A 16,235-nucleotide genomic window follows, 5' to 3' on the forward strand; every position below is an offset into this window, starting at 1 on the left:
TGACGGATTGATGAACAACCCCGTGACCTGCAAATCATTGTTTGCAGGCTGAGTCATTAGGTGGCGCAATGGGGTACCAGGGGGGTCAACTTGACGGATTCCCTTCGAACTGACGAACTGAATTCACGATTGTTTGGTGCGTGCCGCCCCATCTCGAAGATAGAGAGGTGATTACCCGGCGGGCGTTGCTAGGAACGACATTTGCGTTGGCTGGCGCGGCGGCACTTGCTGGTTGCGGCTCGCAGGCCAGCGCGGCGGACCCGCAAGTTTCTGTGACCGGCGGCGCGATCCGTGGGGGAACCGCAGGCAAGGTGCATGTGTTCCGGGGCATCCCCTACGCGCAGCCGCCGACCGGAGAGAATCGATTCCGGTCCCCGCGGCCGCCAGTTCCCTGGCGGAATACTTTGGACACCACAAGATTTGGCTCTGACTTCATTCAGCCGGCCGGCGGGGATCCGGTGCGTCAGGAAGACGCCCTGTATGCCAATGTATGGACGCCCACGGTGGACGGGGCCGCGAAGCTGCCCGTGATCGTCTACATCCACGGCGGCGGCTGGTCCCGGGGAGCGGGCAGTCTCCCGGTCTACGACGGGGCGGCGCTCGCCGAGCGTGCCGGTGCCGTCGTCGTGAACTTCAACTACCGGCTCGGTGCCTTCGGCTTCTGCGGTCATCCCGCCCTCGAAGACCCCGACACCGGTCTGCACACCAACTGGGGCCTCCAGGACCAAATCGCGCTGCTGCGCTGGGTTAGTGAGAACGCCAAGGCGTTTGGTGGCGACCCGGGGAACATCACGCTGGTCGGGACCTCGGCGGGTGGTGCCAGCACCTGGCAGCTGTCGCTGCATCCACAGACGCGGCCGCTGCTGCGCCGAATCATCAGCATCAGTCAGGCACATGTCTGGAGCCCCTACCTGAGCCTGACGCCCGCCGACGCCACCACAGTGTTCGATGCGCTGGCCGCGGCGCAGGGGGTGCCGGTCAAGAACCTCAAAGACGTACCGGCGGACCGGATACGTGACTGGTGGGTAGCGCAGTTCGCTCTGCCGAGGTCGCAACGCATAGTCACGAGCGGTCGCCAGTACCGCGGACCCGTCCTCGACCCGGTGCTGCTCCCGGCCTTCGATGTCAATCAACCGATGCCAGACATCCCTGCCATCTCCATCTACACCAGCACAGAGGGATCGTTCTTCACCGGTCCTCATGCGCCCGACCCGCAACCGCAGCCGACCGATGCCGACTCACTGCGCGCCGCCTTCCGTGACATTCTCGAGCAGGGAGCCGCGCCCATATCGGATGAGGCTGTCGCTCATGCCGTTGCCGTGTACACAGATTCGGCTAAGCAGGATGGCCGGCCGGCGGATCCGCTCTCGCTGTGGACCGAACTGTGGGGAGATGCTCTGATTCGCCACGACATCCTCGCCTTCACCCGCCGTGCGACGGTTGAACGGCGTGCGCCGCTGTACCTCATGGAATATGCCCACCCGGTACAGCCGCCGTACTTCGGCGTGCCCCATGAGTCGACGTCACCGTTCCTCTTCGGTACCTACGCGCACCCATCCAATGTGGCCAAGTTCGGCGACGGGCCCAAGGAGCGTGAAACCTCTGCTGCCTTTATGGATGTGGTGACAGAGTTCGCGCACGGCCGTGCACCGGCGAGTTCGCGGCTTCCTCAATGGGATCCGGTTGGCCAGGACTTGCGGCAGCTTGTGCTGCGTGACGGCGCCGGAACAATCACCACTCCTGCCAAGACCACACAGCTGGGCGTTCTCGACGCAGTCCAGTGGGGCAAGTGAATCAGAAATCAATCGAATGGAGATCACGAGAATGACTGCGCCATCACTGCTGCTCACTACCGGACGCGCTGTGCAACAACCGGTCTGGGAGAACGACGTGCACCTGGAGCGTGTGCGGGCGGAGCTCAGCGAGCTGCCCGCGCTGGTCGGCGCCGACGAGATCAGGACCTTGCGTGCGCTGCTGAGCACCGTCGCTCAGGGCCGGGCCACCATCATCCAGGCGGGTGATTGCGCGGAGGATCCGCAGGAGTCGACCAATGCTCACGTGGCTCGCAAGGTAGCGCTGCTCAACGTGCTCGCCGGCACCATGCGGATGAAGACTCACCGGCCGGTACTGCGGGTGGGCCGCATCGGCGGGCAGTATGCCAAGCCGAGGTCCAAGCCCACCGAGATGATCGATGGTGTCGAACTGCCCTCTTTCCGTGGGCATCTCGTCAATGGTCCGCAGCCGCACCCGGTACATCGGCGTGCCAATCCGGATCGGATGCTGGCCGGATACTGGGCCGCGAACCGGGTGATGGGTCACCTGGGGTGGCGGGTGCCATCCTCGCTGTCGGTCATCGAACCGCCGGTGTGGACATCTCACGAGGCGCTGCTGCTCGACTACGAGGCACCGCAGTTGCGGCGCGACGGCGAGAACCGCATGGTGCTCACGTCCACGCACTGGCCCTGGATCGGCGACCGGACCCGGCATCTGGACGGCCCGCATGTTGAATTGTTCTCCCGTATCGCCAATCCGGTGGCGTGCAAGGTCGGCCCATCGATGACGACCGAGGAGCTGCTCGCGCTGTGCGACAAGCTGGATCCAGAGCATGAGAGTGGCCGGTTGACGCTGATCGCGCGATTGGGTGCTTCGGCAGTGCGTAACAAGCTGCCAGATTTAGTTGCGGAGGTGCGTGAATCCGGGCACCCCGTGATCTGGCTGTGCGACCCATTGCACGCCAACACGGTGTCCACCGACTCCGGGTACAAGACGAGGCATGTCCAGACGGCCATCGACGAGGTGCGCGGCTTCCGTGAGGTGCTCGATGCGGCGGGCGTGCACTCGGGCGGATTGCACCTGGAAGCAACGCCGGACGATGTCGTCGAGTGCGTCTTCGACGACTCCCAGAATCACGAAGTAGGTCAGCGGTATTCGACGCTGTGCGATCCGCGTCTCAACACCGCTCAGGCCGCCGAGGTGGTGTCGGCATGGTAGCGGTGGTGACGGGTGCTGGCGGGGGAGTCGGCTCTCGAGTGGTGACGACCCTGGCTCGCCGCGACGAGCGAGTTGTCGCGGTGGACGTCGACGAGGTGGCCATCAAGCAGCTCGTCGAATATGCCGCCGATGAGGGGCTGGACATCATCGGGCAGGTGCTCGACATCACCGATGACACCGCGGTGGCGGTGGGGGTGGCCGACATTGAATCTCGGATAGGCCCGATCACCTCGTTGGTGAATGGTGCGGGGGTGCTGAGAACAGGGGCGGCGGTGGAGTTCTCCGACTCCGACTGGGCTCGGACCTTTGATGTCAACGTGCGGGCGCCATTTGTGCTGAGCCGGGAGGTGGCGCGACACATGATCCCCCGCCGCGCTGGTTCAATCGTGACGATTGCCTCCAACGCAGCGTTGGTGGCCCGTAAGGGAATGACGGCGTACGCCGCGTCCAAGGCAGCCGCCAACGCCTTCACCAAGAGTCTGGGGTTGGAGCTTGCGGAGCACGGAATCCGATGCAACGTTGTCGCTCCCGGTTCTACGGACACCCCCATGTTGCGCGCCATGCTGGGAGATTCCTCCGACTCCGGACTGGTTTCCGGCAGTCTGGATGACTTCAAGCCGGGGATTCCCCTGGGGCGCGTCGCCCAACCACAACACATCGCTGACGCTGTGGCCTTCCTGCTTTCCGACCAAGCCGCCCACATCACCATGCACACGCTGGTGGTCGACGGCGGCGCGACGCTAGGGGTTTGACCCATGACCACCGTTGAACGCGGTATCCCGATCATCGCCGAATACGATCTGCCGACAGTGGACCTGCTGCCCGCCAACACGGCGACATGGCAGATCGACCCGACTCGCGCGGTGTTGCTCATCCACGATATGCAGCGCTACTTCCTTGCCCCACTGCCTGCTTCGCTGCGTGCGGAGCTGGTGAGCAACGTTGCGGCCATCCGTGACCGGTCTGTGGCCGCGGGAATCCCGATCGCCTACACCGCTCAGCCCGGCAGCATGACTCAGGAACAGCGCGGTCTGCTCAAGGACTTCTGGGGCCCCGGGATGCGGGTGGACGAGGAGCACCGCCAGATCGTCGATCCAATCGCGCCCGATCCCGGCGATTGGGTCTTCACCAAATGGCGGTACAGCGCTTTCCATCGTTCGGCACTGCTGGAGCGGATGCACGCCGCAGGGCGAGACCAGCTGATTATCTGCGGTGTCTACGCGCACGTGGGAGTGCTGATGACGGCGGTGGACGCGTTTACTCACGATATCGAGACCTTCCTGGTCGCCGATGCGATCGCCGACTTCGATGACGAATCGCACTGGATGGCACTCGAATACGCGGCCCGGCGGTGCGCTGTGCTGACCGTTACTGATGAGGTGCTGACATGAGTGATCTCCTGGGGCGCGTCTTGGCCGGACAAACCGGACCATTCGCGCTGCTGCATCGGCCGGAATCCGGCGCTCCCGATGTCGTCGATGTGTTCACCGGAGAGGTGACGTCCGTCGAACGGATCGGTGACCTGCCGTTGCGCGATGGATTGGTTGGGCATGACCTACTGGCATTGGTGCCTTACCGCCAGATCGTCGAGCGGGGATTCGTGGCGCCCGATGATGGTGCTCCGCTGCTGGCACTTGCCATCGAACAGCAAGAGCCGGCGCCGTTGTCTGCGGTGCTGGATCGAATTCCTGAGTACCCGGTGGTGGTGGGTCACAGCGATTTCGACATCGATGACGAGGAGTACGCACGTCTGGCGGCCGGAATCATCTCCGAGGAGATCGGTCAGGGTGCCGGCGCCAACTTCGTGCTCAAGCGGAACCTGCTCGTGCAGTTGCATGACTATTCGATCAACACGGCACTGACGCTCTTTCGCAGGCTGCTGGAGCGAGAGAAGGGTGCGTACTGGACCTTCCTGGTGAGCACCGGGGATCAGGTGTTCGTCGGCGCCACACCCGAACGCCATATCAGCGTGCAGGATTCGTTGGCCGTGATGAATCCGATCAGCGGGACCTATCGGTACGGTGTCAACGGCCCGAATCTGGATGCCGTGATGGAGTTTCTCGCCGACACCAAGGAATCCGATGAGCTTTACATGGTGGTCGACGAGGAACTGAAGATGATGGCCCGTATCTGCCCGGATGGTGGTCAGGTGCAGGGGCCGTACCTGAAGGAAATGGCGCGGCTTGCGCATACCGAGTATCTGATTTCCGGTGTGACGAACCGTGATCCGCGAGAGATCCTGGCCGAGACGATGTTCGCGCCGACGGTGACGGGAAGCCCGCTGGAGAATGCGTGCCGCGTCATCCAGCGGTATGAACCACAGGGCCGGCGGTACTACAGCGGAGTCGCCGCGCTGATCAGTACCGATACTGCCGGTGTGCGGCAGATGGATTCGGCGATCCTGATCCGTACCGCTGAGATTTCGCCTGATGGAGCACTTGTGGCCGGCACCGGCGCCACCATCGTTCGGCATTCCAATCCCGCGAGTGAGGCCGCCGAAACCCGCAGTAAGGCGGCAGGATTGCTCTCCGCGTTGACGACACGTCGCGAACTTCGCAGTCATCCCCGCGTGACGGAGGCCCTCGCCAGTCGCAACTCCGGCATAGGGACCTTCTGGCTGGGGCACGATTCGGGGGCGAGCGCCGCGAATCTGGTCGGCCGGACCGCGTTAGTGGTCGACGCCGAGGACACGTTCACCTCGATGATCGGATTGCAGCTGCGGGCCTTGGGCTTGCGGGTGGATATTCGTCGCTTCGACGAGGACATCAGACCCGGTTCGCATGACATTCTGGTGCTCGGTCCCGGTCCGGGTGATCCGACGGCCATTGATGTTCCGAAGATCGCGACGCTAACGGCGTTGACGAAGACCGCACTGACCCAGCGCATTCCGTTTCTGTCGATTTGCCTGAGTCATCAGGTGCTGTGCCGGCAATTGGGTCTGCCCATCCGTCGCCGGGAGCAGCCTAATCAGGGTGTCCAGCGGCAGATCGATTTGTTCGGAACTGAGCGGCATGTCGGGTTCTACAACACCTTCGCCGCGGTCACAGGCGGCGAGTGGGTGGATACTCCGGCGGGGCGAGTGCAGATCAGTTCGGATGCCGTGACGGGTGAGGTTCACGCGGTGCGCGCCAAGCGATTTGCGTCGATCCAGTTCCACGCCGAATCCATCCTGACGCGGGATGGAGTAGGGATCTTCGCTGAGCTGCTGACGCCGCTGGCGACGGGGGTTCCGGTACTAGCATGACAAGTGTGCGCATAGACATTCACGCTCACCTGTGGTCCGACGACTATCTCTCGCTGCTTGATGAGCACGGACGGGCCGGTACCGACGTCCATCGTGGTCTCGGGGCCGGGGCGGTACGCGCCGATTTGGATGGGCGTTTCGCGTTGATGGACGAGGCGGGTGTAGACCTGCAGATCCTCTCGGCGACACCGGCATCGCCCCATTTCGAGGATGAGTCTGCCGCCGTCGAGAGCGCCCGATTTGTCAACGATGAATACGCGAAGCTCGCTAGTGAGTACCCGGGACGGTTCCGGGCGCTGGCGTCGTTACCCTTGCCGCATATCCCGGCCGCGCTGGAGGAGCTGAGTCGCGCGATCGACGATCTGGAGATGTACGGTGCGGCCATCACGACCTCGGTGCTAGGTCGATCAATCGCCGATCCGATCTTCGATCCGCTGTACGAGGAGCTCAATCGCAGGGGTGCAATCCTTTTCGTGCACCCTGCCGGGTGCGGAGCGGATTCCTCGTTGATCACCGAGCACTCGCTCACCTGGTCCATCGGGGCCCCGATCGAGGACACGATCGCGATCATGCACCTCATCGTCGCGGGGATCCCGTCGCGTTATCCGGATATGAAGATCGTGACGTGTCATCTGGGTGGGGCGTTGCCGATGGTGCTGGAGAGGGCGAACCGGCAGGTGACCGAATGGGAAGCCACGCATTGTCCGGAGGCTCCCAAGGATGCTGCCCGGCGGATTTGGTACGACACGGTGGGACATGACCACACGCCCGCATTGCAGGCTGCTGTCGCGTCACTGGGCGCCGACCGGCTGGTGTTCGGATCGGATTTCCCGTACCAGGGCGGTCCCCGGTACGTCAGTTCCGCGACGTACATCCAGGAGGGTCTGTCGGCCGAGGACGCGTCGTTGATCCTCGACCGCAATGGGGCTGAACTGCTGGGGCTGGACGACGGTTAGACGTTTGTATCGGAGTGTGTTCCGGCGCGCTATTCGTCAGGCTGGCGTGATAATTGCCATGCGCTATGTCATTTTTCGGTAGCAGACCCGTCCAGCAACGATGTTGGCTCGGAGAGGCGGGTGCGAACCCCCTCGGAGAATGGCGTCGAGAGGCGTGAGCTTTCATCCATCAAAACAATGACGGAGCGGGCTTGCGCGACACAACGATTTCCCTGAAAGATGGCTTGGCGAAGTGTGAGTGAACTGCGTCCGACAGAATCCACCGTAGTACCGATGGTTACCTGGCCTGGCCACTGCATCTCGCCCAGGAAGTCGATCTCCAAACGCGCGATGACAAATGCCCTGTTCGGCCCCAGGATTTGTCTAGTGCTGTCGTGTAGAAACTCAACTCGCCCGGTTTCCAGCAGGGTCGAGAAAACGGAGTTATTGACGTGCCCCTGCCGATCCGTGTCGGCGTAACGTAGCTTATCGTGTGAATGCAGCGGAAACTCTGCAAGAGTTGGAATTTCAGCCATTTCCGCTGGTCCTTTCCGCTGTGAATTCGAGGGTAAGGAGAGTATCGCCCCAATCCGATTTCACGATATCGGAAGGTAACACCTACCACGGTTCGGGGCGGGACGGCCCACCCACTAGACTGGTCGCCGGACCCCGCGCGGCGTCTATCCTGTGAACTCCCCCAGGGCTGGAAGGCAGCAAGGGTCAACGGGCTCTGTCGGGTGCGCGGGGTCCCCTTTCCGAAGATCGCGACCTCCAGATGCCCGTAGGGCGAATAGGGGAAAGCCGTGTCGTTCCTGTCACTCGGACCCGACGAACTCGCAGCTCAGCATCGGTTGCAGCAGGAGAACTACAGCCAGCTCAAGGCCAAGGGGCTATCGCTGGATCTCACCCGCGGTAAGCCGGCTCCCGAGCAGCTCGACCTGTCGAACGGCCTGCTGGCGCTGCCCGGTGACGGTGACTTCCTTGACGGCAATGGCACCGACACCCGTAACTACGGTGGCGGCAACGGCCTCCCGGAGCTGCGCGCAATCTTCGGTGAGCTGCTCGGCGTTCCCGCGCCCAACCTGATCGCTGCCAACAACGCCAGCCTGTCCCTCATGCACGACATGATCGTGTACTCGCTGTTCCATGGAACCGTCGACTCGCCCCGGCCCTGGGTCGACGAGCCGACATTGAAGTTCCTGTGCCCAGCGCCCGGATACGACCGTCATTTTGCGATCACCGAATCCTTCGGCATCGAGATGATTCCGATACCGCTGCGCGAGGACGGCCCCGATGTCGACCTCATCGAGGAACTCGTCGCCTCCGACCCGGCCATCAAGGGCATGTGGAGCGTTCCGGTCTTCTCCAACCCGACCGGAACCGTGTACTCATGGGAAGTTGTTCGTCGGCTGGCCCAGATGAACACGGCCGCACCGGATTTCCGGCTGTTCTGGGATAACGCATATGCGGTGCACACCCTTACGCATGATTTCGTCCGGAATGTGGACCTGCTGGGCATCGCCGAAACCGCCGGACATCCGAACCGTCCGTTGATCTTTGCCTCCACCTCGAAAATCACCTTCGCCGGTGCGGGTGTCAGCTTCATGGGCGGATCGCTGGCCAACATCGCGTGGTACTTGCAGCATGCCGGTAAGCGCAGCATCGGACCTGACAAGGTGAATCAGCTGCGGCACTTGCGCTTCTTCGGCGATGCCGAGGGCGTCAAGCTGCACATGCAGAAGCATCAGCAGATTCTCGCGCCTAAATTCCAACTGGCACTTGAAATCCTGGACGACCGATTGAGCGAGAGCAAGATCGCATCGTGGAGTGAGCCCAAGGGCGGATACTTCATCAGCCTCGACGTTCTCGACGGCACGGCCAAGCGCACGGTGGCTCTGGCCAAGGAGGCCGGGATTGCGCTTACCGAGGCGGGGGCCACGTTCCCCTACCGAAACGACCCGAACGACAAGAACATTCGACTGGCGCCGTCATTTCCCCCGTTGGAGACCGTTGGTGCTGCTGTCGATGGTCTTGCGACGTGCGCACTGCTGGCGGCAACGGAGAAGCTACTGGAGCGTGCCGACTAGGGTGCCTTTTGCACCCTGTCGATCTGTTTGTTGAGGAGCGTCAGCGCCAGTTTGTCGTTATCGCTGGTCCAGGGCTCCATGGCGTGAAGGACTTTGACCGTCACCGTGGTTCCGCGCGGATGTGCGGTGAGCGTCTTGATGGTGATTTCCACGGTCTGCTCACCATCCATGCCCAGGCCGCCGGTGAAGACGGTCTCCGTCGCGTCGACGGAGGCCCCGGGCACCTTCTCCATCTTGACGCTGCCGGTCCCGTCGATCCCATCGAGATCCAGCTTGACGGACCCGCATCGTCCGGCCTTCTCCTCGATCGTCTGGAACGAGTCGGCAATGCCCTTGCCAACCACGACGTCCACGCGAAGAGCCCCGTCCTCGTACTGAGCGGCCGCCTGCTCAAAGGGGACCGTGTCATGGTTGACAAAGATGTTGCACTCGACCGGTTTCACCTTCGGTCCGTCATCGCCCGGCTGCTCGACCACTTCGTACGAGCCGGAGCCGTCGGGAAAGTCCTCGCGCGGCAGCAGGAGCGTTTCGGGAGAACCCTTGGGCAGCCCGGGCGAGCCATCCGACTTCGCTTCGCCCTCGACGACGCTGGTGCACGCGGACGCCAAGATCAGCACAGCGGATATCGCACCGATGGACAGCATGCGAGCCACGGGATATCCCCCATCCATTATGTGCGGATTCGCCTACGGCGCCTTTTGTACCTTGGCGATCTGCTTGTTGAGTAGATCCAACACCAGCGTGTCCTGATCAGGTGTCCACGGATCGATGAATCGATCGACCTCGATCCTGACGGTCGTGCCCCGAGGATGGGCGATCGCGATATGAGACTCGACGCCGATCTGATCTCCCTCGGGTCCGAGCAGGCCGCCGACCTTCACCAACTTGGCCTCCACGGAGGCGCCAGGCAAATCGGTGATGGAGACGTGCGCCTTCATCGCCACGCCGTCACCTTCCATCTGGACCGACGCGCATTCCTGGGCGCGCTTCGCAAGGTCGTCAAATGACTGCTTGATCCCGAGCCCGACACTGCTCTCCGCCGTCACGGTGTCCGAGTCGTATTTGGCCTGCGCCCTGTCGTAATCGCCGTCCCCCTCGGAAATGAACTCGTAGCATCCGGGCGGGTTGACCTTCTCAGGCTTGGACTTGCCCTGCTTGTCCTTGTCGAGTTTGAGCTTGTCCTCGATGCTGAACGTCCCATTGCCCGCGGGGAAGTCCTCGCGGGTCAGCAACAGCGCAGTCGCCGGGCCCTCGGGCAACTTCACGCTCGGCTCGTCGGCCTTCTGGGTACTCGAGGACGGTGCCGGGGTATTACTCGGCGAGTCCTTCGAACAAGCGGAGGTGAATGCGAGTGCGATGACACTCGCGCCAACCGCCAACACAGTGTTCATATCAACGCGACGTGTCGTCATGTACGGACTTTAGCGGCCATTTCGTGTGGCTACGGCGCTTCCTTCACTTTGGCAATCTGCTTGTTGAGCAGCGCTAAAGCAAAGGCATCGTCGGTGTCAGTCCAGGGCTCGGCTGTACGGGTCACCGACACCTTCACCGACGTGCCGCGCGGGTATGCACCGAGAATGGTGCTCTGGATGGGAACCTGCTGTCCACGTGCCGTCGCGTGGCCCACGAGCACCAGCTTCTTGGCCTCCGCCGCTGCTCCGGGGACGTCGGTGAAGGTGACATCGGCGTTGACGGTGATGCCGTTGATTTCGAATGTCACTGACGGGCATTTCTTCGCGCCCTCTTCGGCTTTGGCGAACGAACCGTCTATGCCGATCGACACGGTGCTGTCCGCGTCGAGGGTATCGGTGGAGTACTTGGTGCGCGCCTTGTCGAACTTGTCGTCGTTTTTCTTGTCCTCGTTGATCACCTCATCGCAGACCGCCGGGGTGACGACCGGGTCGGGCCGTTCCGCGTCGTCCTTCTTGATGTCCGCTTTGTCCTGGACGACGAACTTTCCATCCCCCCCGGGATAGTCTGCGCGCGTGAGCATCAGGCTCTCGAGCGGGACAGCAGGTAACTTGACTGCGGGTGTGGACGAAGTCGGGGCACTGGCGGAAGGCGAACTTTTCGCCGACGGCTTGTTGGCAGTTTCTCCGGAACAAGCAGAGGTAAACGCGAGGGAGATGACGCTGACGCCCAGAGTCAGCACAGTGGTGATGTTCACCTTGAAGGTAGGCATGAGCGGACAGTAGCAAACTTTTTTCTAACTTGGCGACCGGAGTGTGGGAGGCGGCCGCATGTGACCGTCTGCGTTCGCCGGTACCCTTGCTCCCCGTGGCCCTGTACCGCAAGTATCGCCCGGCGACTTTCGCCGAAGTTATCGGCCAGGAGCACGTCACCGGACCGTTGACCACCGCGCTGGACGCCGGCCGAATCAACCACGCTTATCTGTTCTCGGGGCCTCGTGGCTGCGGTAAGACGTCCTCCGCGCGCATCCTGGCCCGCTCACTGAACTGTGCGCAGGGACCCACCTCGACGCCGTGTGGAATCTGCGATTCATGTGTCGCGCTGGCGCCCAACGGCTCGGGGAACGTCGATGTCATCGAACTCGACGCCGCCAGCCATGGTGGAGTGGACGATACCCGTGAACTACGCGACAGAGCCTTCTACGCACCCGCGCAGTCGCGCTACCGCATCTTCATCATCGACGAAGCGCACATGGTCACCACCGCGGGTTTCAACGCGCTACTCAAGATCGTCGAGGAGCCGCCCGAGCATCTGATCTTCGTCTTCGCCACCACCGAGCCGGAGAAGGTGCTGCCCACCATCCGGTCGCGCACTCACCACTACCCCTTCCGCCTGCTGGCGCCGAAGACGATGCGGACACTCGTCGAGAACATCTGCGCGCAGGAGAACGTCGCCGTCGACGATCCGGTGTATCCGCTGGTGATCCGTGCCGGTGCCGGATCACCCCGTGACACCCTGTCCGTACTTGACCAACTGCTTGCCGGTGCGGACGAGGAACGCGTCACGTACCAGCGGGCACTCGCGCTGCTGGGCGTCACCGATATCGCGCTGATCGACGATGCGGTCGACGCCCTCGCCGCCGGTGACGGCGCCGCGGTCTTCGGAGCCATCGAAGGCGTGATGGATGCCGGACACGATCCGCGCCGATTCGGCACAGATCTGCTGGAACGCTTCCGGGATCTGATTGTCCTGCAAGCCGTTCCGGATGCCGCGGAGCGCGGTGTGGTTGACGCGCCGCAGGATGTGCTGGAGCGGATGCGTGAACAGGCCGAGCGCATCGGCCCCGCGACACTGACCCGCTACGCCGAGGTGCTGCACGCCGGGCTCGGGGAGATGCGTGGCGCGACGGCACCCCGGCTGCTGCTGGAAGTGGTGTGTGCCCGGCTACTGCTGCCTTCAGCCGCGGATGCGGAATCGGCTGTACTGCAGCGCGTCGAACGCATCGAGAAGCGTCTGGACATGTCGGTACCCGAGGCCGATGGGGGAGGCGCGGCGCCGCGCTTTGTCCGTAGGTCGCAGGCCCCCGCGGCACCGGCTGCGGAAGCACCCGCGCCACCGGCTCCGGCGCCTGAGCCTCCCGCGCCGACACCAGCCCCCGCGCCAACGGCACCCGTTCCTGCACCGGAACCGGAACCCGCTCCGGAACCGGAACCCACTCCGGAGCCAGCGCCACCCCCTCCCACCCCGGCGCCTGAGCCTGAGCCGACCCCGGAGCCAGTACCGCCTGCTCCTGCGCCGGAACCAGAGCCAGAACCAGAACCAGAGCCAGAACCGGAGCCCGCTCCGGCACCTGCGCCGCACCAGCCCGGCGCCCTCGACACCACTGCTGTCCGCAACGCCTGGGCCGAGATCCGGTCCAAGGTGAGGGATCGCAGCCGCACCACCGAGGTCATGCTCTCCGGTGCCACGGTGCGCGCCATCGAGGGTAAGACCCTTGTGTTGTCGCATGATTCGCCGCCGCTGGCCAAGCGCATCACCGAGTCGCGCAATGCCGAGGTCATCCGGGACGCGTTGAAGGACGCGCTCGGTGTGGACTGGGAGATCCGCTGCGAGGTGGGCAGTGGAGAAGCCGGCGCTCCGGCTCCCGCTCAGAAGGCCAGCAAGTCCCCGCCGCGGGTGGTGACCCGGCCCAGCCGCCCCACGCCCGAGCCGGAGGCAGCTCCCGAGCCCGAGCCGGAACCCTCGTCCCCTGAGGACGAGGAGGAGCAGATGCTCGCGGAGGCCGGACAGGGCGAGACCGGCCCGCGACGCGACCCCGAAGAGGTTGCGCTGGAACTACTTCAGAACGAGCTGGGCGCTCGCAAGATCGATCCCAGTTAGGGCTGCCACCACGGGCGCAGCGGCAGTGAGGATCCGCCGCGTTCATCCAGCTTTGTGGCCAGCACCTGATGCAGTTGAACGACGTTGCGCTCGAAGCCCAGTCGTGAACCCGCCATGTACAGCCCCCACACCTTCGCGGTGGCCTCACCTACCTCGGCGACCGCCTCGTCCCAGTGTTCGACGAGGTTGGCGCACCACTCGGCGAGCGTCAGCGCGTAATGGTGACGCAGGTTCTCCTCGTGGAGCACTTCCAGGCCAACGTTTTGTATCTCGGTGATGATCTTGCCTGACCCGGTCAGCTCGCCGTCGGGGAAGACGTAGCGGTCGATGAAATAACCTGCGACGGCAGAGGTTCGGTTGTCGGGCCGGGTAATGCAGTGGTTGAGCAGCAGGCCACCGGTCTTCAGGCGTGACTGCAGAAACCGGAAGTAGGCGGGATAGTTCGCGATGCCGATGTGTTCGGTCAGTCCAATCGAGGAGACCGCGTCGAACCCTCTCTCCGTGGTGTCGCGATAGTCCGCGTGACGAACCTCGGCAAGATCCGAGAGTCCTTGATCGGCAATTGCTTTCTGCGCCCAGGCGGCTTGCTCCGCCGACAATGTGACACCGATGGCGTGCACCCCGCGCCGCGCCGCATACCTGACCATCGACCCCCAGCCGCAGCCCACATCGAGCAACCGGTCTCCTGGCCGGAGCGCCAGTTTGTCGAACACCAGCCGATACTTATTGTCCTGCGCCTCCTCTAGGGTGGCGTCGACATTTGGATAGCACGCGCATGTATAGGTCATGGACGGGCCGAGGACCCACTCGTAGAACGCGTTCGACACGTCGTAGTGGTGATGGATGGCCTCGGAATCTCGTGTCTTGCTGTGCCGGAACCCCTCGACCACCCGACGCCAGCGGGGCAGGGCCTCTTGCGGCGGCGGCGCGATGGGGCGCAGATGCTCGAAACCGATCGACCTGACGATGTTGGCCAGTACCCGTGCCGGTGGACGCTTGAAGTCCAGCTTGTCGGCCATGGCCTTCAGCAGTTCGTAGGGATCACCCGGGTGCACCCCTTGCATTTCGATATCGCCGGAGACATACGCCCGTGCCAGCCCCAGATCGCCGGGAGCTGTCGCCAGATATGTTGTCCCACGCGGTGTCAACAGGTCGAGCCCCAGTTCGGCATTCTCGGGACCGGCCTTGCTGCCGTCGTACGCGCTGAAGCGCAACGGCAGGTCCCCGGCCGCCATGATCTCCAGAATCTCGGCGAGCGAGAGCCTGCCGTTCTCGCCGCGCTCATTCTTGGCCTGAGTAGTCGTCATTGTCGCCGCACCGCCTTCGCATAGAGATCCAGCAATCGGTTATCGGGGTCGTACGTCTTCTTGAGTGTCCGATAGTGCTCGCCGCCGTATAAGGCTTCGAACTCATCACGGGGGTAGAAGGATTCGGAGTACAGCGACTTGTGTCCGCCAAGCTCGCTGACCTTGCATTCGATGAGCCGATTGGCGGCTCCGTCTTCGGAGCCCGCGGGCACTGAAGACCAAAATCCGATGTTGACGTATGTCTGTCCCGATCGTATCGGGTACAGAGGCCATCCCTCGCTATCACGTAACCGCAACGGACACAGCCACACCGGCTCGATCGGTACCTCGTCGAGGAACCACCGCAGGAACTCCGCGGTGTTGGTGATCGGCACCTCGACGTCCTGTACGACACGTTCCCGGGCCACGCGTCCGTTGAATCTCTCGATACGGTCGGCGATGTCGTAGCGTTGGTCGAGGCCGATCATCTTCCAATAGACGCTGCTGCGCCGGTATTTTCGTGGCCAAAGCCTGCGGATGCGCGGATTCTGCGCACCGAACGCGCGGGAGCACCAGAACCAGTCGGTGTCCCAACGCCATAGGTAGTCGTGAATGGTCAGGCGATCGTTGCTGGTTCCGTTCGCGTGCTGGATCGATCGGTAGTAGATCTGTTGCCCTGTGTAATCGCTCACCGGGCCCGGTGCATCCGTCTGGGTGCCCAGGATCAGGTACGACTCGTCGGCCGTGAATACCACCCCGTCCAGGTAGTCCACGCGTTCGCCCTGGAAGGACGCCGAGTCCACGATCGACTCCATCCCCGAGACCAATTCATCGAGATTGTGGAATCGGATGTGCCGCAGGGCAACGAACGGTGTCACGGGCTCTAGTTCGATACGCAGACGCACCGAGTAGCCCAAGGTGCCGTACGAATTGGGGAAACCGCGGTACAGATCGACATGTTGGTCTGACGATGCGGTGATGATCTCGCCCGAGCCGGTGAGGATGTCCATCTCGAGAACGGACTCGTGGGGAAGCCCGTTACGGAAGGACGCGGATTCGATTCCGAGTCCGGTGACCGCGCCGCCGAGCGTGATGGTCTTGAGCTGTGGCACCACCAACGGTGAGAGACCGTGGGGGAGTGTCGCGGCGACCAGGTCCTCATAGGTGCACATGCCGGCCACATCGGCAGTCCTGTTGACCCTGTCCACGTCAATGACACCGGTGAGGCCCGAGATATCCAGGCCCGGTGTAGTCGGCTTTGCCCTTGCGCGGAACAGATTTGACGTGGGCTTAGCCAAGCGGACGGTCGCCGTCGCGGGAATGGCCCGGTAACTCCGTAGCAGCCGGTTCACTCCCTCGGCGTGCGCCGATCCTAATGAGATAGGCACAGTTACTACGCTAG

General features: G+C 63.2%; 14 protein-coding genes and 1 other RNA gene. 9 read left to right on the forward strand and 6 right to left on the reverse strand.

Annotated elements, in window-relative coordinates; all coding sequences use genetic code 11:
• Nucleotides 1-167: 167 nt before the first annotated feature.
• Genes B4394_RS14715 through B4394_RS14740 form a run of 6 tightly spaced genes read left to right on the forward strand, consistent with a single transcriptional unit; the run spans nt 168 to nt 7,191 of the window.
• Nucleotides 168-1,793 (forward strand): carboxylesterase family protein, encoded by a 1,626-nt coding sequence (locus B4394_RS14715; protein WP_078315463.1) that lies wholly within the window; start codon nt 168-170, stop codon nt 1,791-1,793.
• A gap of 16 nt (nt 1,794-1,809) precedes the next feature.
• On the forward strand, nt 1,810-2,991 hold the full coding sequence (locus tag B4394_RS14720; protein WP_078311203.1) for a 3-deoxy-7-phosphoheptulonate synthase: 1,182 nt from the start codon (nt 1,810-1,812) through the stop codon (nt 2,989-2,991).
• Complete coding sequence (locus B4394_RS14725; protein WP_078315465.1) at nt 2,985-3,743, forward strand: SDR family oxidoreductase; 759 nt, start codon at nt 2,985-2,987, stop codon at nt 3,741-3,743. The genes B4394_RS14720 and B4394_RS14725 overlap by 7 nt, the downstream gene beginning before the upstream one ends.
• 3 nt (nt 3,744-3,746) lie before the next feature.
• Nucleotides 3,747-4,382 (forward strand): isochorismatase family protein, encoded by a 636-nt coding sequence (locus B4394_RS14730; RefSeq protein WP_078315467.1) that lies wholly within the window; start codon nt 3,747-3,749, stop codon nt 4,380-4,382.
• The gene (locus B4394_RS14735) at nt 4,379-6,235 is read left to right on the forward strand and encodes an anthranilate synthase family protein (RefSeq protein ID WP_078315469.1); all 1,857 of its coding nucleotides are present in this window, start codon (nt 4,379-4,381) and stop codon (nt 6,233-6,235) included. The genes B4394_RS14730 and B4394_RS14735 overlap by 4 nt, the downstream gene beginning before the upstream one ends.
• Nucleotides 6,236-6,240: 5 nt before the next feature.
• Nucleotides 6,241-7,191 carry an amidohydrolase family protein gene (locus B4394_RS14740; protein ID WP_078311236.1) on the forward strand — a complete coding sequence of 317 codons (951 nt, stop codon included), beginning with the start codon at nt 6,241-6,243 and terminating at the stop codon, nt 7,189-7,191.
• A gap of 68 nt (nt 7,192-7,259) precedes the next feature.
• Here the strand turns inward: B4394_RS14740 and B4394_RS14745 are convergent, their stop codons facing one another.
• On the reverse strand, nt 7,260-7,706 hold the full coding sequence (locus B4394_RS14745) for an acyl-CoA thioesterase (RefSeq protein ID WP_078315470.1): 447 nt from the start codon (nt 7,704-7,706) through the stop codon (nt 7,260-7,262).
• A 125-nt stretch (nt 7,707-7,831) separates the two neighbouring features.
• On the opposite strand from B4394_RS14745, the gene ffs reads away from it, so the two are divergent.
• Both ffs and B4394_RS14755 read left to right on the forward strand, forming a co-directional pair.
• An RNA gene (gene ffs, locus B4394_RS14750) (signal recognition particle sRNA small type) lies at nt 7,832-7,926 on the forward strand.
• Nucleotides 7,927-7,973: 47 nt separating this feature from the next.
• Nucleotides 7,974-9,257 carry an aspartate aminotransferase type Ic gene (locus B4394_RS14755; RefSeq protein WP_078315472.1) on the forward strand — a complete coding sequence of 428 codons (1,284 nt, stop codon included), beginning with the start codon at nt 7,974-7,976 and terminating at the stop codon, nt 9,255-9,257.
• Here B4394_RS14755 and B4394_RS14760 read toward each other — a convergent pair.
• From B4394_RS14760 to B4394_RS14770, 3 genes are read right to left on the reverse strand one after another with little or no spacing between them, the layout of a single operon-like run.
• Complete coding sequence (locus tag B4394_RS14760; RefSeq protein WP_078311235.1) at nt 9,254-9,910, reverse strand: hypothetical protein; 657 nt, start codon at nt 9,908-9,910, stop codon at nt 9,254-9,256. The two genes, B4394_RS14755 and B4394_RS14760, sit on opposite strands and share 4 nt — an antisense overlap.
• Before the next feature lie 33 nt (nt 9,911-9,943).
• Nucleotides 9,944-10,669, reverse strand: coding sequence for a hypothetical protein (locus B4394_RS14765; RefSeq protein ID WP_078315473.1), 726 nt, complete (start codon nt 10,667-10,669; stop codon nt 9,944-9,946).
• Nucleotides 10,670-10,698: 29 nt separating this feature from the next.
• The gene (locus B4394_RS14770) at nt 10,699-11,250 is read right to left on the reverse strand and encodes a hypothetical protein (protein ID WP_078315474.1); all 552 of its coding nucleotides are present in this window, start codon (nt 11,248-11,250) and stop codon (nt 10,699-10,701) included.
• A 284-nt stretch (nt 11,251-11,534) separates the two neighbouring features.
• Here B4394_RS14770 and B4394_RS14780 point away from each other — a divergent pair, with 284 nt between their 5' ends.
• Nucleotides 11,535-13,547: a DNA polymerase III subunits gamma/tau gene (locus tag B4394_RS14780; protein WP_078315477.1), complete on the forward strand. Its 2,013-nt coding sequence runs from the start codon at nt 11,535-11,537 to the stop codon at nt 13,545-13,547.
• On the opposite strand, the gene B4394_RS14785 is transcribed toward B4394_RS14780, so the two are convergent.
• Together B4394_RS14785 and B4394_RS14790 are read right to left on the reverse strand one after the other, a co-directional pair.
• Nucleotides 13,544-14,854 carry a class I SAM-dependent methyltransferase gene (locus B4394_RS14785; RefSeq protein WP_078315479.1) on the reverse strand — a complete coding sequence of 437 codons (1,311 nt, stop codon included), beginning with the start codon at nt 14,852-14,854 and terminating at the stop codon, nt 13,544-13,546. The two genes, B4394_RS14780 and B4394_RS14785, sit on opposite strands and share 4 nt — an antisense overlap.
• Nucleotides 14,851-16,221 carry an FAD-binding oxidoreductase gene (locus B4394_RS14790; RefSeq protein ID WP_078315480.1) on the reverse strand — a complete coding sequence of 457 codons (1,371 nt, stop codon included), beginning with the start codon at nt 16,219-16,221 and terminating at the stop codon, nt 14,851-14,853. Before B4394_RS14790 ends, B4394_RS14785 begins: the two co-directional genes overlap by 4 nt.
• Between the last annotated feature and the right edge of the window lie 14 nt (nt 16,222-16,235).

This window comes from Mycobacterium sp. D16Q16 (assembly GCF_002013745.1).
Lineage (GTDB): Bacteria > Actinomycetota > Actinomycetes > Mycobacteriales > Mycobacteriaceae > Mycobacterium.